This is a genomic window from Pseudomonas sp. P135, assembly GCF_020312125.1.
GTDB lineage: Bacteria > Pseudomonadota > Gammaproteobacteria > Pseudomonadales > Pseudomonadaceae > Aquipseudomonas > Aquipseudomonas fragariae.
Genome location: NZ_JAGPYR010000002.1, coordinates 277,529 through 295,750 on the forward strand (window position 1 = coordinate 277,529; position 18,222 = coordinate 295,750).

An 18,222-nucleotide genomic window follows, 5' to 3' on the forward strand; every position below is an offset into this window, starting at 1 on the left:
ATATTATTGGAATGTCCCTGCGTCAACGGTCTGCCATGCGGTGTTCATTTGCGCACGTGCAGCCCTCGATGTGGTTTCGGTCTACGCAAGACAAGGTAAAGAAATAACATGGGCAGCATGCATCCCGTACAGGTTATCGCGGTGACCGGTGGCAAAGGTGGCGTCGGTAAGACTAACGTGTCAGTGAACCTTTCACTGGCCCTCGCCGAGCTCGGCCGTCGCGTCATGCTGCTGGACGCCGATCTGGGTCTGGCCAATGTCGACGTGCTGCTTGGGTTGACGCCCAAGCGCACGCTTGCCGATGTCATCGAGGGGCGTTGTGAGTTGCGCGACGTGCTGTTGCAGGGGCCGGGCGGGGTTCGGATCGTACCCGCTGCGTCCGGCACCCAGAGCATGGTGCATCTGTCGCCCGCTCAGCATGCCGGCCTGATCCAGGCGTTCAGCGAGATTGGCGACAACCTCGATGTGCTGGTGATCGACACAGCCGCCGGTATCGGCGAGTCGGTGGTCAGCTTCGTGCGCGCCGCTCAGGAAGTGCTGCTGGTGGTGTGCGACGAGCCCACGTCGATCACCGATGCCTACGCCCTGATCAAACTGCTCAACCGCGATTACGGCATGAACCGCTTCCGGGTGCTGGCCAACATGGCACAGAGCCCGCAGGAAGGGCGCAACCTGTTCGCCAAACTGACCAAAGTGACGGATCGTTTTCTCGATGTTGCGCTGCAGTATGTAGGCGCCGTGCCGTACGACGAATGCGTACGCAAGGCTGTACAGAAACAGCGCGCCGTTTACGAAGCATTCCCGCGTTCCAAATGTGCACTGGCCTTCAAGGCCATTGCCCAGAAGGTTGATACCTGGCCGTTGCCAGCCAACCCGCGGGGTCATCTCGAGTTCTTCGTTGAGCGACTCGTTCACCAGACCAGTGCAGGGCCTGTGCAATGACTGCGAGCGGCTACCAGATGTACAGCAAGACTTCCCGTAATTCACAATACGAGTTGATCGAGCGCTATGCGCCCTTGGTCAAGCGTATCGCTTATCATCTGCTGGCGCGCTTGCCGGCCAGCGTGCAGGTCGAGGATCTGATCCAGGCCGGCATGATCGGCCTGCTTGAAGTCTCCACCAAGTATGATTCCACCAAGGGTGCGAGTTTCGAGACCTATGCCGGCATCCGCATCCGTGGTGCGATGCTCGATGAAGTGCGCAAGGGGGACTGGGCGCCACGCTCGGTACACCGCAATACGCGCATGGTGAGTGACGCAATTCGGGCAATTGAAGCTAAAACCGGCCGTGACGCTAAAGATCACGAGGTTGCGGCCGAACTCCAGTTAAGTCTCGATGATTACTACGGGATTTTGAACGATACCTTGGGCAGCCGCCTCTTCAGTTTCGACGACCTGCTGCAGGACGGCGATCATGAAGGGCTGCACGAGGATGGCGCAAGCGGTTCGCTTGAGCCGTCGCGCGACCTGGAAGACGAGCGCTTCCAGGCTGCGTTGGCCGATGCAATTGCCAATCTGCCAGAGCGTGAGCGTCTGGTGTTGGCGCTGTACTACGACGAAGAGCTGAACCTCAAGGAAATCGGAGAGGTTCTGGGGGTCAGCGAATCTCGGGTCAGTCAGTTACACAGCCAGTGCGCAGCTCGTTTGCGAGGGCGTTTGGGGGAGTGGCGAGCGCGTTGACAGGCAATGTGCGGTCTATGGCCGCGCGTTGACTGCAAGCCGGCTGTGCAGAGCGTTACGTGGTAACAGGATGGACCCGTCAGAAGCCTGTCAGGCATTGCCTTGATGGGCTTGTTTCTCAGGTCTTTGCCTGTTGTTGTGCCAAGCCCGTCGTCGTTTCGTACAGCCGGGGGTGTGCTGTGCCAGTATTGAGTGAACAGCGTGTTCAGGTGCTGAACGCGTTAAAGACTGCTTGGAGGTCGAATTGGACAAGAACATGAAAATCCTCATCGTTGATGACTTCTCAACGATGCGGCGGATCATCAAGAACCTTTTGCGTGATCTGGGGTTTACCAACACATCGGAAGCGGATGATGGTCTGACCGCATTGCCGATGCTGCAGAGCGGTGCCTTTGACTTTCTGGTGACGGACTGGAACATGCCTGGCATGTCCGGTATCGATCTGCTGCGCGAAGTCCGCAAGGACGAACGCCTCAAGAGCCTTCCTGTGCTGATGGTCACTGCCGAAGCCAAGCGTGAGCAGATCATTGAAGCTGCCCAGGCTGGGGTGAACGGTTATGTAGTCAAGCCATTCACTGCCCAAGCCCTGAAAGACAAGATCGACAAGATCTTTGAACGCGTCAATAGCTGATGCAAGCCGCGAGGGCGCTATGGATAACAATGATTCGATGGCCGACTTTGAGTCGACCTTAAAAAGACACGCGCAGGAACTTGTCACCAGCCTTGAAAAGGGTCGTTTCGGTGACGCTGTGCAACTGATCCACGAACTCAATCAGACACGCGACCGCGGCCTTTATCAGGAAGTGGGCAAGCTGACTCGTGAGCTGCACAGTGCAATCGTAAACTTTCACATTGATCCGCACATGCCTCAAGCCGAGGAAGTGTCGCAGATCACGGATGCTACCGAACGCCTGTCGTATGTGGTGAGGCTGACCGAGAATGCGGCCAACCGCACCATGGACCTGGTGGAGGAGAGTACGCCGGTCATGAACGGCCTGAGTTCCGACGCCAAGGCATTGAGCGATGACTGGGGACGTTTCATGCGCCGCGAAATCGGTGCCGAAGAGTTCCGCGAGCTGGCCAAGCGGGTCGATGGTTTTCTGACGCGTACCGAGAAGGAAACCCATCAGGTTTCCGCACATCTCAATGACATTCTGCTCGCCCAGGATTACCAGGACCTTACCGGTCAGGTCATCAAGCGTGTGACGCAACTGGTCACTGAAGTCGAGAGCAACCTGCTCAAACTGGTGCTCATGGCCAGTCATGTCGATCGCTTCGCAGGCATCGAACATGACGAACAATCCATCCTCGATGAAAAAGATCCTAAAAAACATCTCGCTCAGGGTGAAGGTCCGCAGATTCATGCCGATAAACGTGAAGACGTCGTATCCGGACAGGATGATGTAGACGATCTGCTATCGAGCCTCGGCTTCTAAGGTCTGTTGACGGTTAATTTTAGGGAGCACCCCATGAGCTTCGGCGCCGATGAAGAAATCCTTCAGGATTTTCTGGTAGAGGCCGGCGAAATTCTGGAGCAGTTGTCAGAGCAATTGGTCGAGCTGGAAAGCCGACCGGATGATGCTGACCTGCTCAATGCAATTTTTCGCGGTTTTCACACTGTAAAAGGGGGCGCCGGCTTCCTCCAGCTCCATGAGCTGGTGGAGTGCTGCCACATCGCCGAAAACGTGTTCGACATCCTGCGCAAGGGTGAACGTCGCGTTGATTCCGAACTGATGGACGTGGTCCTGGAAGCACTGGACACCGTCAACAGCATGTTTGGTCAGGTACGTGAACGGACTGACGTAACCCCGGCGACGCCAGAACTGCTGGCCGCACTTGCGCGGCTGGCCGAGCCACAATCCGCCGACGAGGCCGTTGCCCCTGAGCCGGAGCCGGTGGTTGAAGTACAGGCTGCTGCTCCGGTTGCAGAACCGGCGGCTGGCGACGAGATTACCGATGATGAATTCGAGCAGTTGCTCGATTCGCTGCACGGCTCCAGCCCGGTGTCTGCAGCGCCTGCACAGACGCCAGCAGCAGCGGCTGCGCCGGCGGGTGATGAGATCACCGATCAGGAATTTGAATCCCTGCTTGATCAGCTGCATGGCAAGGGCAAATTTGCGGCCGATGCCGCAACCGCTCCGGCCCCTGCACCTGTGGCGCAGGGCAGTTCAGCGCCTGCCAGTGATGAAATCACCGACGACGAATTCGAAGCGTTGCTCGATCAACTGCACGGCAAAGGCTCGTTTGATGGCGCTGTAGCGGCTCCCGTAGCTGCGGCACCTGTAGCCGTTGCTGCCAAGGCACCCGCTGCTGCGGCTGCATCGGACGAAATCACCGATCACGAATTCGAAAGCCTGCTCGACGAATTGCACGGCAAGGGCAAGTTCGAGCCTGAGGCGATTGTTGCCAAGGCGCCTGCTCCGGCAGCCGCAGCGGCTGCTCCGCCACCGCCGCCTCCTGTTGCCAAGCCTGCTCCGGCGCCTGCTGCGAAAGCCGAGCCGGCCAAACCCGCTCCGGCCCCTGCGCGCGCTCCTGCACCCAGCGGCGAAAAGCCGGTGGCTACAGAGGCTGAAACCACGGTTCGTGTCGATACCGCCCGACTGGACGAGATCATGAACATGGTCGGCGAGCTGGTGCTGGTGCGTAACCGCCTGGTGCGGTTGGGTCTCAACAGCGGCGATGAAGCCATGTCCAAGGCAGTTTCCAACCTGGATGTGGTGACTGCCGATCTGCAGACTGCGGTGATGAAAACCCGCATGCAGCCGATCAAGAAGGTCTTCGGTCGTTTTCCGCGTCTGGTTCGTGACCTGGCTCGCCAGCTCAAGAAAGAGATCAACCTGGAACTGGTCGGTGAAGAGACCGACCTCGACAAGAACCTCGTAGAGGCGCTTGCCGATCCGCTGGTCCACTTGGTGCGTAACGCGGTCGACCACGGTATCGAAACGCCGGAAGAGCGCGAAGCCACGGGCAAGTCCCGCGGCGGTCGGGTAATCCTTTCGGCAGAGCAGGAGGGCGACCATATCCTGCTGTCGATCTCCGATGACGGCAAGGGCATGGACCCTAACGTCCTGCGCTCCATTGCTGTGAAGCGCGGCGTCATGGACAAGGATGCAGCCGATCGGTTGAGTGACACCGACTGCTACAACCTGATCTTTGCGCCGGGTTTCTCGACCAAAACCGAGATTTCCGATGTGTCGGGTCGCGGTGTGGGCATGGACGTGGTCAAGACCAAGATCTCCCAGCTCAACGGTTCGATCAATATCTACTCGACCAAGGGCCAGGGTTCGAAGATCGTCATCAAGGTGCCGCTGACCCTGGCGATCATGCCGACCCTGATGGTGATGCTGGGCAACCAGGCCTTCGCTTTCCCGCTGGTCAACGTCAACGAAATCTTCCACCTGAACCTGTCGACTACCAACGTGGTTGATGGCCAGGAAGTAGTGATCGTACGTGACAAGGCCTTGCCGCTGTTCTACCTCAAGCGCTGGCTGGTCAGTTCAGCGGCTCACGAGGAGCAGCGCGAAGGGCACGTGGTGATCCTCACAGTCGGTACCCAGCGCATCGGCTTTGTCGTCGATCAACTGGTTGGTCAGGAAGAAGTGGTTATCAAACCGCTGGGCAAGATGCTGCAAGGTACGCCGGGCATGTCGGGCGCCACCATCACCGGTGACGGTCGCATCGCCTTGATTCTCGATGTACCCAGCATGCTCAAGCGTTACGCCGCACGGCGTATCTGAACCCGGGGTTGCGGGCAGCCTGGCTGCCTGCGACACCTATTGGAGTGTTTATGGCAGTCAAGGTCCTGGTGGTGGATGATTCCGGTTTTTTCCGCCGCCGCGTTACGGAAATTCTTTCTTCGGACCCCAACATTGTAGTGGTCGGCACCGCCACCAACGGCAAGGAAGCGATTGAGCAGGCGCTGGCGCTCAAGCCGGATGTCATCACCATGGACTACGAAATGCCGATGATGGATGGCATTACGGCAGTTCGCCATATCATGCAGCGTATCCCCACCCCGGTATTGATGTTCTCGTCGCTGACGCACGAAGGTGCGCGCGTGACGCTGGATGCTCTTGATGCCGGTGCGGTGGATTTTCTGCCCAAGAATTTCGAAGATATCTCGCGCAACCCGCAGAAGGTCAAGCAACTGCTGTGCGAGAAAATCAATAGCATTTCACGCAGCAACCGTCGTTCCAGCGGGTTCGGTTCAGCCAGTGCAGCTCCGGCCGCGCCGGCGCCGTCGACGTTGTCCAGCCGCGCCTCTGCGCCAGCCCCGGCACCTGCCAGGGCGGTACCGTCACGCACTGCGACACCTGCTGCGGCTCCAGCCGCCCCGGCCAGTCATGCGCCGGCGCACCCGACGACTTCCGGCACGGCCAAGCGCAAGGCCTACAAGCTGGTGGCCATCGGCACCTCAACGGGCGGCCCGGTTGCGCTGCAACGGGTGCTGACCCAACTGCCAGCCAATTTCCCGGCACCACTGGTGCTGATTCAGCACATGCCTGCGGCGTTTACCAAGGCATTTGCCGAGCGTCTCGACAAGCTGTGCAAGATCAGCGTCAAGGAAGCCGAAGACGGCGACGTATTGCGTCCTGGTCTGGCGCTGCTGGCGCCGGGTGGCAAGCAGATGATGGTTGACGGACGCGGTACGGTGAAGATTCTGCCGGGCGACGAGCGCCTCAATTACAAGCCCTGTGTCGACATCACCTTTGGCTCTGCCGCCAAGTCCTACGGCGACAAGGTGCTTTCGGTGGTCTTGACCGGCATGGGCGCTGACGGCCGTGAGGGCGCGCGTCTGCTCAAGCAGGCCGGCAGTACCGTGTGGGCTCAGGATGAAGCGAGCTGCGTGATTTATGGCATGCCGATGGCCATCGTCAAGGCTGAGCTTGCGGACGCGATCTACAGTCTCGACGACATCGGTCGGCACCTGGTAGAGGCTTGTCTCTGATGGATGTACTGAGTCTTATCGGTCTGATTCTGGCGTTTGTCGCAATCATTGGTGGCAATTTTCTCGAAGGCGGGCACCTCGGTGCCTTGCTCAATGGCCCGGCGGCGCTGATCGTGCTGGGCGGTACGCTCGGTGCTTCGCTGTTGCAGTCGCCGATGAGCGCGTTCATGCGTGCCATGAAGATCATCCACTGGATCATTTTCCCGCCACGTATCGACCTGCCCGGTGGTGTCGACCGGGTCATCGGCTGGAGCATGACTGCCCGCAAAGAGGGCTTGCTGGGTCTGGAAACCGTAGCCGATTCCGAGCCCGACGGTTATGCCCGCAAAGGTTTGCAACTGTTGGTCGATGGTGCCGAGCCGGCAGCGATTCGCAGCATTCTCGAAGTGGATTTCATCACTCAGGAAACCCGCGATATTCAGGCTGCGAAAGTATTCGAAAGCATGGGCGGCTACGCGCCGACCGTGGGTATCATCGGCGCAGTCATGGGCCTGATTCATGTCATGGGCAACCTGGCTGACCCCAGTCAACTGGGCAGCGGTATTGCGGTGGCCTTTGTCGCCACGATCTATGGCGTGGCCATGGCCAACCTGATCCTTCTGCCAGTGGCGAACAAGCTCAAGGCCATTGCCCACCGTCAGGCGCGCTATCGCGAAATGTTGCTTGAAGGTCTTTTGTCCATCGCCGAGGGTGAAAACCCGCGCTCCATCGAACTCAAGCTGCAAGGCTTCATGGAGTAACAGCGCATGGCTCGCCGTCGTCAGGTCGAAGAACACGAAAATCACGAACGCTGGCTGGTGTCGTATGCCGACTTCATTACCTTACTGTTCGCGTTTTTCGTGGTGATGTACTCGATTTCCTCGGTCAACGAAGGCAAGTACAAGATTCTGTCCCAGGCATTGGTCGGCGTGTTCAACGACACCGAGCGCACCATGAAGCCGATCCCCATTGGTGAGCAGCGCCCGGTCTCGATCAAGCCCGCCGAGCCGCTGGTCAAGGACAGCGAGCAGACTGACGCCGGCATAGGTCAGGCGTCCGATGACCCGTTGCAGACCATCGCCCAGGACGTGCGCGATGCCTTCGGTGACCTGATCAAGTCCGACCAGATGACTGTGCGCGGCAACGAACTGTGGATCGAGATCGAGCTTAACTCCAGCATGCTTTTCGGCAGCGGCGATGCGATGCCCAGCGACAAGGCCTTCACCATCATTGAAAAGGTCGCCGGGATCGTCAAACGCTTTGACAACCCGATCCATGTCGAGGGTTTTACCGACGACCAGCCGATCAGTACTGCACAGTTTCCGACCAACTGGGAACTGTCTTCGGCGCGTTCTGCCAGCATTGTGCGCATGCTGGCCATGGACGGCGTCAATCCGGCGCGACTCGCCTCGGTGGGCTACGGTGAGTTTCAGCCGATCGTTCCCAACACCAGCACCGCCGGACGCGCCAAGAACCGCCGTGTAGTGCTGGTTATCTCCCGGAATCTGGATATTCGCCGCAGCCTGACCAGCGCCGGATCAGCCAATGTGCAGCCGGATGCTGCATTGCGGCGTGCTGGCACACAAACTGCACCGGTGCCAGCAAAGCCGCCGGTACGCGCGAACGCCGTCAATTCTCCGTCACCCGCCCCCTAAACATCGTATCGGTATGGTCGTCGCTGTACGGAAGGAAAACAATTAATGAGAGTCTGGGCAGTAGCCAACCAGAAAGGTGGAGTCGGAAAGACCACCACGACCATTGCCCTGGCCGGTTTGCTGGCCGATTCAGGCAAGCGCGTGGTGGTGGTCGATCTGGACCCTCACGGCTCCATGACCAGTTATTTCGGGCATAACCCGGACGAGCTGGAACACAGTGCTTTCGATCTGTTCCTGCATAAAGGCGCGGTGCCGGACGGTCTTCCCGGCCAGTTGCTGCTGCCTACCAGCGACAAACGTATCTCGCTGATACCGTCCAGCACTGCACTCGCCACGCTGGAACGCCAGTCACCCGGCCAGAGCGGCCTGGGCCTGGTTGTCGCGAAAAGCCTGGCTCAGTTGTGGCAGGATTTTGACTATGCGTTGATCGACAGTCCGCCGCTGCTGGGCGTTCTCATGGTCAATGCACTGGCGGCCAGCCAGCAACTGGCGATTCCGGTGCAAACCGAGTTTCTGGCCGTGAAAGGTCTGGAGCGCATGGTCAATACGCTGACCATGATCAACCGTTCGCGCAAGGTGCCGCTGCCTTACACCATCGTGCCGACCTTGTTCGACCGCCGTACCCAGGCCTCGATGGGCACCTTGAAACTGTTGCGTGACAGCTTCCCCGAGCATGTCTGGCAAGCCTATGTGCCGGTCGATACCCGACTGCGCGATGCCAGCCGTCTGGGTCTTACGCCGTCGCAGAACGACAGCAAGAGTCGTGGTGTGATCGCTTACCGGGCATTGCTCAAGCATATGCTCGCCGAGCAGCTCAATGCGCAGGTGGCCTGACGTGAACGCCTACTCTTTCTACATTGTTTGCTCAAGTGATGCCTCAATGCGGCCGATAACTCTATCAGGCTGCACATGCTCCATTTTTTGTTGGGCCCCGGTATGAACCGCCCTGTAGAAGTAGCAACACGACCCAAACTGGCATTGCAGTCCTATCTGGACGCATTGCTGTACGACGCGACTGAGGTGCTCGAAGAGCCCGTCAGCAGCATCGATGAATTTCAGGCGGCTGTGCTCGAAGAGCAGGCCTTTGATGCGCGGATGCAGGCGCAGATCAAACCGCTGGCGGTCGCGGTTGCCGCACCGGCTGCGGTGGCTGTCGAGGTACAGGTCGCAGCGCCTGCGCCAGTGGTTGAAGTCGCTCCGGTGATCGTTGCCGAAGCGGTGCAGGTTGACGTGGCTCAGGTTGAAGAGGCAGTGCCCACCGTTGCGCTGGTGGAACCGGTCGCCGAGTTGAGGACGCTGGCAGCCCAGCGCACTCCGACGCCACCGCCGACCAGCGATGGTCGTCCGGCATGGGCTGCCGAGCCGTTCGAATGCCTGTTGTTCGATGTGGCCGGTCTGACACTGGCGGTGCCGCTGGTGTGCCTGGGGTCGATTTATCCGCTGGCGGGGCAGGAGCTGACGCCGCTGTTCGGTCAGCCGGACTGGTTTCTCGGGATCCTGCCGTGCCAGGCAGGCAACCTGAAAGTGTTGGATACCGCGCGCTGGATCATGCCTGATCGCTACCGCGACGATTTTCGCCAGGGATTGCAGTACGTGATTTCGGTGCAGGGGTACGAGTGGGGGCTGGCGGTGCATCAGGTCAGCCGTTCGTTGCGTCTTGATCCGAACGAGATCAAATGGCGCGCGCAGCGAGGTCATCGTCCATGGCTGGCGGGCACGGTCATCGAGCACATGTGCGCGTTGCTGGATGTTGCAGAGTTGGCCGAGCTGATAGCCAGTGGCGCGGTCAAGCAGTTGAACAAGTCGAAATAATCATGGGTCGATGCCAGTGGCATCACCTGCAAAGAACACACGTGAGGGGTTGGGGTTATGAATAAGTCGTCTGCACAAGGTTCCGAAGATCCTATTCTGCAATGGGTCACGTTCCGCCTAGATAACGAGTCCTACGGCATCAACGTAATGCAGGTGCAGGAAGTGCTGCGCTACACTGAAATCGCCCCGGTGCCGGGTGCGCCAAGCTACGTATTGGGCATCATCAACCTGCGCGGCAATGTCGTGACCGTGATCGATACGCGTCAGCGTTTTGGCCTGGCCCCGGTTGAAGTCAGTGACAATACGCGTATCGTGATCATCGAAGCCGACAAGCAAGTGGTCGGTATCCTGGTCGATAGCGTGGCTGAAGTGGTTTACTTGCGTCAGTCAGAAGTTGAAACTGCGCCTAACGTCGGTAACGACGAATCGGCCAAGTTCATTCAGGGCGTTTGCAACAAGAACGGCGAGCTGTTGATTCTGGTTGAACTGGACAAAATGATGTCCGAAGAAGAGTGGTCCGAGCTGGAGAACATCTGATTGATCTTTGAGGTAGCTGTCGTCTTTCTGGGCATTCTCTGGGTTGTCACCCTGTTTATGTTCCTGGCCCATACCAGGCGTCAGCGCAAGCTCGACGCCGAGCGTGATGAGGCGGCTGCCTTGCGGGATCAGCGGATCAAGGAGTTGGCCAGACGCCTGGACAACTACCAGAACGGTACGGTGCGCATGGGCGAAGCGTTGCATGAGCTGCGTGCCGTCGTTGCGCCGTTACCGGACAAGCTCACTGCGCTGGAGCAGCGCGATCCCTCCACGCTGTCCTTCGCCCAGGCCGCCCGTCTGGTCGGCATGGGTGCCAGCATCGATGAGCTGACCCAGTCCTGCGGCCTGACCCAGGCCGAAGCGCAATTGATGACCAAACTGCACGGCAATACAGCGAGCTAGTTTCTCGTTCGGATGGCTATCGTTCCCATGCTCCGCGTGGGAATGCAGTTCGTGACGCTCCGCGTCACACAGTGGTTCTGTGATGTCAGGTAGATTGGGGTTCGACTCAAGTCACCTTTTCGCCCCTCGGCGACTTACTTTGATGGGGCCAAAGTAAGCAAAGCCCCTCGCTCCTGTTTCCGGCCCGACTTCGTCGGGTTCCTTCGCCCTGTCACTGATCCGGGGGTCGCCGCAACGCGCCATCCATGGCGCGGTGCGGCTAGCCTGGCGTCCTGCCAGGCTACCCCCGGATCAGCGCCAGGACTCAGCCGTCACTTACGTCGCACTCTGCGTCGTCAGTGCCATCGCGATAAAAAAGCGCATTTACGATAGCCGTGAGCGCTGGACCGTTTGGAACCTGTAACTCTCGTGCCTGTGCCGTTACTGCTCGTCCAGCGCAAACTCGGTCAGGCAGAACGTCGGGATCTTCAGGTCGTTAAGACGCTTGGAGCCGCCCAGTTCCGGCAGGTCGATAATCGCAGCGGCCTCGTACACTTCGGCACCCATACGGCGGATCAGGTTGGCGGCGGCGACCAGCGTGCCTCCGGTCGCGATGAGGTCATCGAACATGACGACCGAGTCGCCTTCGCACAGACTGTCGGCATGCACTTCCAGATACGCTTCGCCGTATTCGGTCTGATACGCCTCGGACAGTACATCGGCGGGCAGCTTGCCTTGTTTGCGAAACAGCACCAGCGGCTTGTTCAGCTGATACGCGACCACCGAACCGATCAGAAAACCCCGCGCGTCCATCACGCCGATGTGGCTGAATTCGGCATCGATGTAGCGCTGCACGAAGCTGTCAATCACCTGGCGGGTGGCCTTGGGTGATTGGAAGAGGGGCGTGATATCACGGAAGACCACGCCCGGCTTGGGGAAGTCCACGACCGGGCGGATGAGGGATTTGAAGTTCGATTGATCGAAAGTCATCAGGGGGTTCCATGGCAGTTTTGGCCGACAGTTTAAGCCGACCCGCCAAAGATCGCACGTTTCAGCTTTGCATCGACCCGCCAGCCAGCGCACACAGCTCGATGGGGTCGAGGATGTGTATCTCTTTGCCCTCGGCAGAAATCAGCTGATTTTGCTGGAATCGGGTAAATACACGGGACACCGTCTCGACTGCCAGACCCAGGTGATTACCGATTTCATTGCGCGACATGCTCAGGCGGAACTGATTGGCCGAAAAGCCTCTGGCGCGAAAGCGTGCAGACAGATTGATCAGAAACGTGGCGATACGCTCATCGGCGGTCTTTTTCGACAGCAGCAGCATCATTTGCTGATCGTCACGGATCTCACGGCTCATGACGCGCATCAACTGCCGACGCAGTTGCGGCAGTCTTACGGACAGCTCGTCCAGGCGCTCGAAAGGGATTTCGCAGACCGATGTGGTTTCCAGTGCCTGCGCCGAGACCGGGTAAGCCTCGGCGTCCATACCGGACATGCCTACCAGTTCGCTGGGCAGGTGAAAGCCGGTGAGTTGTTCTTCACCGCTGTCACTGATATTGAAGGTTTTCAACGCCCCGGAACGCACCGCGTAGACCGACTCGAAGGTGTCACCCTGGCGAAACAGAAACTCGCCTTTCTTCAGTGGCCGGCCGCGTTTGACGATCTGGTCAAGGCAGTCCATGTCTTCGGTATTTAACGAAAGGGGCAGGCACAACGGCGCGAGACTGCAATCCTTGCAGTGAGCCTGGGTTTGAGCGCGCAACTTGACTGGCTCGGACATCACTTAATTCCTTGTGGGAAATCACACATAAGCCGTAAGGGTAACTCACCCAGGCTTGTCGGGGCCAGCCTGCAAACCTGTCGGCGTCGTCAAGGTTGCGGATTGTCTGCCGATAACCCCGTATTCCTTCAGCCAAGCCAGGATGCCCCGTCATGTCAACGACACTCCCGTTGATCAACAGCATTACGATCCGCACTGCGACCTCTCAGACCACCTACAGTAGCGCCGGGCAAAGCACTGCCGAGGCGTCGGCAAGCGAGACAAAGGGCGTGCAGGTCAATTTGTCGGCAGAAGGCAAGGCGGCTGCGTCATCGTCTTCCAGAAACGCTGATATCGAGCAGAGCGGTCTGCCGGCTTCCGTGCAGAAGATCCTCAAGGCGATTCGCGAACTTCAGCGCAGGATCGAGGAGACCATGGAGCAGATCCAGAAGGCCCTGAATGACCCCAGCCTGAGCCCCGAGGAGCGAAGGACCAAGGCGGCGGCGCTACAGACCGTGCTCAGTACGTTGCAGGCGCAGGTGAGCAATTCCACGGCCGATCTGTCGTCGCTCATGAACAGCCTGGGCTCCAGTGACGGCGACAAGACCAAGGCGGGCATGCTGGTTCTGGCCAAGATGTAGCACTTGGCAACGGCTCATATCACCCGGGAGAACTGCTGTCTGTTCTGTCGGGTCAGGTAGGCATCGAAGACCATGCACACTGCGCGTACCAAAAGGCGGCCTTCCGGTCTCACTTCAATGCCCGTCTCGCTCAGCGTAATCAGCCCGTCGCTGGCCATGCCAAGCAGTTGCGGCCACGCATCGCGGAAATAGTCCCTGAAATCGATGCAAAAATTCTTTTCGATCTCGCCGAAATCCAGGGTGAAGTGGCAGATCAACTGCTGAATGATCGCGCGCCTGATGCGGTCGTCATCGTTGCAGAGCAGGCCGCGTTTGGTTGCGGGCTGATCGCTGTCCAGCAGCCTTGAATATTCGCTCAGGTCGCTGCTGTTCTGGCTGTACAGCTCGCCGACCTGGCTGATGGCCGAAACCCCCAGCCCGATCAGATCGCAGTGACCGTGAGTGGTATAGCCCTGAAAGTTGCGCTGCAGGGTCAGGTCTTCCTGGGCGGTGGCCAGCTCGTCGTCGGGCAGGGCGAAATGGTCCATGCCGATGTAGCGATAGCCGGCGTTGCCCAATTGTTCGACGGTGCGCTGCAGCATCAGCAGTTTGCTCGCTGCATCCGGCAGATCCGCCGCGTCGATGCGCCGCTGCGGCATGAAGCGCTCGGGCAGATGCGCATAGTTGAACACCGACAGCCGATCAGGCTGCAGATCGATGACCTTGTCCACGGTGTGGCTGAAGGTCTGCGGGTTTTGCGCGGGCAGACCGTAGATCAGATCAATATTCACCGAACGAAATTGCAGCGTGCGCGCTGCTTCAACAATCGCGCGGGTCTCTTCCAGACTCTGCATGCGGTTGATCGCCCGCTGCACCGTCGGGTCGAGGTCCTGAACGCCCAGGCTGACCCGGTTGAAACCCAGCTCGCGCAGCAGTCCCATCGTCGCCCAGTCCGCTTCGCGAGGATCGATCTCGATGCCATAGTCGCCGGAGTCGTCTTCCAGCAGATTGAAATGCAAGCGCAACTGCGCCATCAAGCGGCGCAGTTCATCATGGCTGAGAAAGGTTGGCGTACCGCCGCCCAGGTGCAGTTGCTCCACCACCTGACCGGGCGCCAGGTGACAGGCGAGCATTTGTATCTCGTGCTCGAGCCGTTGCAGGTAGGCCTGAGCGCGTCCGCGATCCTTGGTGATGACTTTGTTGCAGGCGCAGTAGTAGCAAATGTTCGCGCAGAAGGGCAGATGCACGTAGAGCGACAACGGACGTGACGCCTTGCGGCTTTCGCGTAGCGCGTGCAGCAGCTCGAAGCCGCCCACTTGGGTATGAAACTGCACCGCTGTCGGATAGGACGTGTAGCGCGGTCCTGCCACATCGTAGCGATGGATCAGGTCTGAATCCCAACGAATGGCGTCAAGCATGCGCGCGTTTCCCGGTCCGGCTGGCGATGTCGCGAGCATACGCAGGAGACCGAGGGGCGGCTTTGATGTGGATCAAATGGCAAGAGTTACCGGCCTCAATGGCCCATCAGCCAATGCTGATGCGGGCCTGGCAAGGTCCAGATACCGAAGACTATCACCAGCAGCCCTCCCGCCATGCGCACACCACGTTTGCGCAGCAAGGCCGTAGTGCGCTCGGCAGCCAGGCCGGTGGCCAGCAGAACGGGCCAGGTGCCCAGCCCGAAGGCCAGCATCAGCAGCGCGCTGTCGAGAGGATTGCCCTGGCTGGCGGCCCACAGCAGGGCGCTGTAGACCAGCCCGCAGGGCAGCCAGCCCCACAGGGCGCCGAGCAACAAGGCGCGCGGCACACTGGACACCGGCAACAGGCGACTGGCCAGGGGTTGCAAATAACGCCACAGGCCTCGGCCAAGGCGTTCTATATAGGTCAGTCCGCTCCACCAGCCGGCCAGGTACAACCCCATCATGATCAGCAACACGGCGGCGACGATGCGCAGGCCTGTCGCCAGCGGACTTTGCGCGACCGCCCAGCCGACCAGTCCGGAACACACGCCGGCAACGCCGTAGCTGAGAATGCGCCCCAGGTTGTAGGCCAGCAGCAGACGAAACCGGCGGCTGCGCTGTTCTTTGGGGATGGCCAGCGTCAGGGCACCCATCAGGCCGCCACACATACCCAGGCAGTGACCACCGCCCAGCAGCCCGAGAATGAATGCCGAGAACAGCATCGAAGCAAGTTCAAACATCGCGTTTCTCGTCCGCGCCCGACTGGGGAGGCTCAGGCGGGACATGTTCCACAGGCGGCGTGTCATCGAACAATATGCTGTGTGCCGGACCTTCCATGTCGTCGTACTGGCCGCTGTCCACTGCCCAGAAGAACACGTAGATCGCCACGCCCACCAGCAGCAGAGCGGCAGGGATCATGATGTAAAGCGCGGGCATGAAACCTCCGGGGCAGATGGGGAGACAGGCGCACGACGCGACAGGCGGGTCAGGCGCAAGGCGTTGAGCACCACAGTCAGCGAACTGAGCGACATGCCGATCGCCGCCCACACCGGAGTGATCCAGCCCAGCGCCGCGAAGGGCAGCATGAGGCCATTGTACAGACCGGCCCAGAGCAGGTTTTCGATAATGACCCTCCGCGTGCGTCGCGCCAGATTCAAGGCGTCGATCAGCACCGGCAAGCGGTTGCACAGCAGCACGGCGTCAGCGCTGGTTTTGGCGAGGTCGGTGGCCGAGCCCATCGCCACACTGATGTCGGCTGCTGCCATGACCGGTACGTCGTTCACCCCGTCACCGATCATCAGCACTTTGCGCCCCTGAGCCTGAAGCTGGCGCAGCACCTCCAGCTTATCGTCCGGGCGCATGCCGCCACGCGCATCGTCGATGCCCAGCGCCTGCGCGACACTGCCAACCATCGGCGAGCTGTCACCGGACAACAGCAGCGTTTTCCAGCCTCGCGCCCGGCATGCGTGTAACAGGATGGCTGCATCCTCGCGCAGCCGGTCGTCCAGCACCAGCCATGCGAGTGGGCCCTGCGCATCGCCCAGCAACAGCCATTGGCCGGATATTTCAGTTGGCAAGGGCGTTTCAGCGCCGCTCAGCGCACAGACGAAAGCCGCCTCGCCGATGCGCAGCAGATGCCCGTCGACACGACCTTGCAGACCCATCCCCGGTGTGCTGAGCACCTCCTCGGCAGCTCTCGGCGCTCGACCGAAGGCGCGGGCGATGGGGTGCTCGGAGCGGTTTTCCAGGGCGGCCGCCAGCTCCAGGCAGCGATTGGCGTCCAGCTCGCGCAATGGGTGAATGCTGCGCAGCGTCAGGCGTCCTTCGGTCAGGGTGCCGGTCTTGTCGAAGATGACCGTGTCGATCTGGTTGAGGCCTTCGAGCACGTGACCTCGGGTCAGCAGCAGGCCGAGTCTGTGCAGAGTGCCGGTCGCCGCAGTCAAGGCGGTCGGCGTCGCCAGCGACAGTGCGCAAGGGCAGGTGGCGACGAGCATGGCCAGCACGATCCAGACCGCGCGCGATGCGTCCAGCTGCCACCAGATCACCCCGATCAGCGCAGCTGCGATCAGCGATAACAGCAGAAAGGTCTGTGCCGCCCGGTCGGCGATCTGCGCGAGTCGGGGTTTTTCTGCCTGAGCACGTTCGAGCAGTCGGACAATGGCCGAAAGGCGGGTTTCGTGACCCAGCGCCGTCACGCCGATGGTCAGCGGGCTTTCGACATTCAGCGTTCCTGCGGTGACCGCATCGCCTACACTGCGCATTTGTGGCAGGTATTCGCCGGTCAACAACGACTCGTCGACACTGGAGCGGCCTTCGAGGATTTTGCCATCAGCCGGTATCACTGCACCGGGCTGCACCAGCACCCGGTCAGCCAGGTGCAGCTCGCTGAGCATGATGCGCTGGCTCTGGCCGTCATCGCTGAGGCGCAGGCATGAGGCGGGCAGCACGTTTACCAAGTGGGCGGTGGCCGCCGCCGTGCGCTCGCGGGCCCGGCGCTCCAGGTAGCGGCCAGCCAACAGGAACAGTGCAAACATGCCGACGGCATCGACATACAGTTCGCCAGCGCCGGTGACAGCGGTCCAGATCCCTGCGGCGTAGGCCGCGCCTATTGCCAGCGACACCGACACATCCATTGTCAGGTGGCGGCTGCGCAGGTCGCGCAAGGCACCGCGAAAGAACGGTGCGCAACTGTAGAAGACGATCGGCGTGGTCAGAAACAGCGCCACCCAGCGCAGTATGGTGTGCATCTGCGGGCTGAGGTCGATATTGAACTCCGGCCAGGTGGCCATGGTTGCCATCATGGCCTGGAACCACAGCAGGCCGGCGACGCCCAGTTGTCGCAACGCCAGGCGATTATCACTCGCCAGGCGTTCGGCAGCGCGATCGGCCTGCCATGGATGGGCGACATAGCCAATCGCGTGCAGTTCGTTGAGCAATTGGCTGAGGGCAAGCTGGTCGGCGTTCCAGCGCACCAGCAGGCGATGAGTGGACAGGTTCAGCCGCGCTTCGGTCACCCCGGGTAATCGCCCCAGGCGTTGCTCGATCAGCCAGCCGCAGGCCGCGCAACTGATGCCTTCGACAAGCAGGGTGGCCTCTGAGAGGTCGCCGTCGTGGCGCACGAATGGCGCCTGTACGTCGGGGCGATCGTAGAGCGCCAGTTCATCGAGCAATTGGCTGGGCAGGCTTCCCGGGTTGGCCGAGGTTTCACTGCGATGGCGGTAGTAGTTGTCCAGACCGCTGGCAACGATGGCCTCGGTCACTGCCTGACAACCGGGGCAGCACAGCTGTCGGGTTGCACCGAGCACCACCGCGTTGAAATGGCTGCCCGCCGGAACCGGCAAACCGCAGTGGTAGCAGTGCAGCGGCGTGGGAGAGGAGGGCCTGGCCAC

Annotated in this window: 19 protein-coding genes; 13 read left to right on the forward strand and 6 right to left on the reverse strand. The window is 60.3% G+C overall.

All coding sequences use genetic code 11. The annotated features are described in order from the left end of the window. Positions 1-108: 108 nt before the first annotated feature. The 12 genes from fleN (at position 109) to KBY08_RS03810 (ending at position 11,012) form a co-directional block, all read left to right on the forward strand. A complete protein-coding gene (fleN, locus tag KBY08_RS03755; protein WP_003412391.1) occupies positions 109-942 on the forward strand; it encodes a flagellar synthesis regulator FleN in 834 nt (277 codons plus the stop codon). Next, positions 939-1,679: an RNA polymerase sigma factor FliA gene (gene fliA, locus KBY08_RS03760; RefSeq protein WP_003378731.1), complete on the forward strand. Its 741-nt coding sequence runs from the start codon at positions 939-941 to the stop codon at positions 1,677-1,679. Before fleN ends, fliA begins: the two co-directional genes overlap by 4 nt. 256 nt (positions 1,680-1,935) lie before the next feature. Then, positions 1,936-2,310, forward strand: coding sequence for a chemotaxis response regulator CheY (locus tag KBY08_RS03765; protein ID WP_161420660.1), 375 nt, complete (start codon positions 1,936-1,938; stop codon positions 2,308-2,310). Positions 2,311-2,329: 19 nt separating this feature from the next. Further along, a complete protein-coding gene (locus KBY08_RS03770; RefSeq protein WP_003316828.1) occupies positions 2,330-3,115 on the forward strand; it encodes a protein phosphatase CheZ in 786 nt (261 codons plus the stop codon). Between the two features lie 33 nt (positions 3,116-3,148). Beyond that, positions 3,149-5,416 (forward strand): chemotaxis protein CheA, encoded by a 2,268-nt coding sequence (locus KBY08_RS03775; RefSeq protein ID WP_024659391.1) that lies wholly within the window; start codon positions 3,149-3,151, stop codon positions 5,414-5,416. 50 nt (positions 5,417-5,466) lie between these two features. Beyond that, the gene (locus KBY08_RS03780) at positions 5,467-6,627 is read left to right on the forward strand and encodes a protein-glutamate methylesterase/protein-glutamine glutaminase (protein WP_004408097.1); all 1,161 of its coding nucleotides are present in this window, start codon (positions 5,467-5,469) and stop codon (positions 6,625-6,627) included. After that, positions 6,627-7,367 (forward strand): flagellar motor protein, encoded by a 741-nt coding sequence (locus tag KBY08_RS03785; protein WP_003436124.1) that lies wholly within the window; start codon positions 6,627-6,629, stop codon positions 7,365-7,367. The genes KBY08_RS03780 and KBY08_RS03785 overlap by 1 nt, the downstream gene beginning before the upstream one ends. 6 nt (positions 7,368-7,373) lie before the next feature. Beyond that, positions 7,374-8,261, forward strand: a complete 888-nt coding sequence (gene motD, locus KBY08_RS03790) for a flagellar motor protein MotD (RefSeq protein ID WP_004408098.1) — start codon at positions 7,374-7,376, stop codon at positions 8,259-8,261. Positions 8,262-8,306: 45 nt separating this feature from the next. Beyond that, a complete protein-coding gene (locus tag KBY08_RS03795; RefSeq protein ID WP_003316833.1) occupies positions 8,307-9,095 on the forward strand; it encodes a ParA family protein in 789 nt (262 codons plus the stop codon). Positions 9,096-9,170: 75 nt separating this feature from the next. Then, positions 9,171-10,073, forward strand: coding sequence for a CheW domain-containing protein (locus tag KBY08_RS03800; RefSeq protein ID WP_024640968.1), 903 nt, complete (start codon positions 9,171-9,173; stop codon positions 10,071-10,073). A 57-nt stretch (positions 10,074-10,130) separates the two neighbouring features. Continuing rightward, positions 10,131-10,610 carry a chemotaxis protein CheW gene (locus KBY08_RS03805; protein WP_003370201.1) on the forward strand — a complete coding sequence of 160 codons (480 nt, stop codon included), beginning with the start codon at positions 10,131-10,133 and terminating at the stop codon, positions 10,608-10,610. Continuing rightward, positions 10,611-11,012 carry a DUF2802 domain-containing protein gene (locus tag KBY08_RS03810; RefSeq protein ID WP_003316837.1) on the forward strand — a complete coding sequence of 134 codons (402 nt, stop codon included), beginning with the start codon at positions 10,611-10,613 and terminating at the stop codon, positions 11,010-11,012. A 420-nt stretch (positions 11,013-11,432) separates the two neighbouring features. On the opposite strand, the gene KBY08_RS03815 is transcribed toward KBY08_RS03810, so the two are convergent. After that, positions 11,433-11,981: an adenine phosphoribosyltransferase gene (locus tag KBY08_RS03815; protein ID WP_024652073.1), complete on the reverse strand. Its 549-nt coding sequence runs from the start codon at positions 11,979-11,981 to the stop codon at positions 11,433-11,435. A gap of 61 nt (positions 11,982-12,042) precedes the next feature. Beyond that, positions 12,043-12,777, reverse strand: coding sequence for a fumarate/nitrate reduction transcriptional regulator Fnr (fnr, locus tag KBY08_RS03820; RefSeq protein WP_004408100.1), 735 nt, complete (start codon positions 12,775-12,777; stop codon positions 12,043-12,045). A 152-nt stretch (positions 12,778-12,929) separates the two neighbouring features. On the opposite strand from fnr, the gene KBY08_RS03825 reads away from it, so the two are divergent. Next, positions 12,930-13,397 (forward strand): chemotaxis protein, encoded by a 468-nt coding sequence (locus tag KBY08_RS03825; protein ID WP_004408101.1) that lies wholly within the window; start codon positions 12,930-12,932, stop codon positions 13,395-13,397. Positions 13,398-13,411: 14 nt separating this feature from the next. Here KBY08_RS03825 and hemN read toward each other — a convergent pair whose 3' ends face one another. From hemN to KBY08_RS03845, 4 genes are all read right to left on the reverse strand, one after another. After that, positions 13,412-14,794, reverse strand: coding sequence for an oxygen-independent coproporphyrinogen III oxidase (gene hemN / locus KBY08_RS03830; RefSeq protein WP_024660949.1), 1,383 nt, complete (start codon positions 14,792-14,794; stop codon positions 13,412-13,414). A gap of 95 nt (positions 14,795-14,889) precedes the next feature. Continuing rightward, the gene (locus tag KBY08_RS03835; protein ID WP_004408104.1) at positions 14,890-15,573 is read right to left on the reverse strand and encodes a sulfite exporter TauE/SafE family protein; all 684 of its coding nucleotides are present in this window, start codon (positions 15,571-15,573) and stop codon (positions 14,890-14,892) included. Then, positions 15,566-15,769, reverse strand: a complete 204-nt coding sequence (gene ccoS / locus KBY08_RS03840; RefSeq protein ID WP_004408106.1) for a cbb3-type cytochrome oxidase assembly protein CcoS — start codon at positions 15,767-15,769, stop codon at positions 15,566-15,568. Before ccoS ends, KBY08_RS03835 begins: the two co-directional genes overlap by 8 nt. Further along, positions 15,748-18,222: a heavy metal translocating P-type ATPase gene (locus KBY08_RS03845; RefSeq protein ID WP_111522243.1), complete on the reverse strand. Its 2,475-nt coding sequence runs from the start codon at positions 18,220-18,222 to the stop codon at positions 15,748-15,750. Before KBY08_RS03845 ends, ccoS begins: the two co-directional genes overlap by 22 nt.

Bases quoted from the DNA above. Each gene is read 5' to 3' on its own strand.
- fleN (WP_003412391.1), top strand. From the start codon at position 109: ATGGGCAGCATGCATCCCGTACAGGTTATCGCGGTGACCGGTGGCAAA.
- fliA (WP_003378731.1), top strand. From the start codon at position 939: ATGACTGCGAGCGGCTACCAGATGTACAGCAAGACTTCCCGTAATTCA.
- KBY08_RS03765 (WP_161420660.1), top strand. From the start codon at position 1,936: ATGAAAATCCTCATCGTTGATGACTTCTCAACGATGCGGCGGATCATC.
- KBY08_RS03770 (WP_003316828.1), top strand. From the start codon at position 2,330: ATGGATAACAATGATTCGATGGCCGACTTTGAGTCGACCTTAAAAAGA.
- KBY08_RS03775 (WP_024659391.1), top strand. From the start codon at position 3,149: ATGAGCTTCGGCGCCGATGAAGAAATCCTTCAGGATTTTCTGGTAGAG.
- KBY08_RS03780 (WP_004408097.1), top strand. From the start codon at position 5,467: ATGGCAGTCAAGGTCCTGGTGGTGGATGATTCCGGTTTTTTCCGCCGC.
- KBY08_RS03785 (WP_003436124.1), top strand. From the start codon at position 6,627: ATGGATGTACTGAGTCTTATCGGTCTGATTCTGGCGTTTGTCGCAATC.
- motD (WP_004408098.1), top strand. From the start codon at position 7,374: ATGGCTCGCCGTCGTCAGGTCGAAGAACACGAAAATCACGAACGCTGG.
- KBY08_RS03795 (WP_003316833.1), top strand. From the start codon at position 8,307: ATGAGAGTCTGGGCAGTAGCCAACCAGAAAGGTGGAGTCGGAAAGACC.
- KBY08_RS03800 (WP_024640968.1), top strand. From the start codon at position 9,171: ATGCTCCATTTTTTGTTGGGCCCCGGTATGAACCGCCCTGTAGAAGTA.
- KBY08_RS03805 (WP_003370201.1), top strand. From the start codon at position 10,131: ATGAATAAGTCGTCTGCACAAGGTTCCGAAGATCCTATTCTGCAATGG.
- KBY08_RS03815 (WP_024652073.1), bottom strand. From the start codon at position 11,981: ATGACTTTCGATCAATCGAACTTCAAATCCCTCATCCGCCCGGTCGTG.
- fnr (WP_004408100.1), bottom strand. From the start codon at position 12,777: ATGTCCGAGCCAGTCAAGTTGCGCGCTCAAACCCAGGCTCACTGCAAG.
- KBY08_RS03825 (WP_004408101.1), top strand. From the start codon at position 12,930: ATGTCAACGACACTCCCGTTGATCAACAGCATTACGATCCGCACTGCG.
- hemN (WP_024660949.1), bottom strand. From the start codon at position 14,794: ATGCTTGACGCCATTCGTTGGGATTCAGACCTGATCCATCGCTACGAT.
- KBY08_RS03835 (WP_004408104.1), bottom strand. From the start codon at position 15,573: ATGTTTGAACTTGCTTCGATGCTGTTCTCGGCATTCATTCTCGGGCTG.
- ccoS (WP_004408106.1), bottom strand. From the start codon at position 15,769: ATGCCCGCGCTTTACATCATGATCCCTGCCGCTCTGCTGCTGGTGGGC.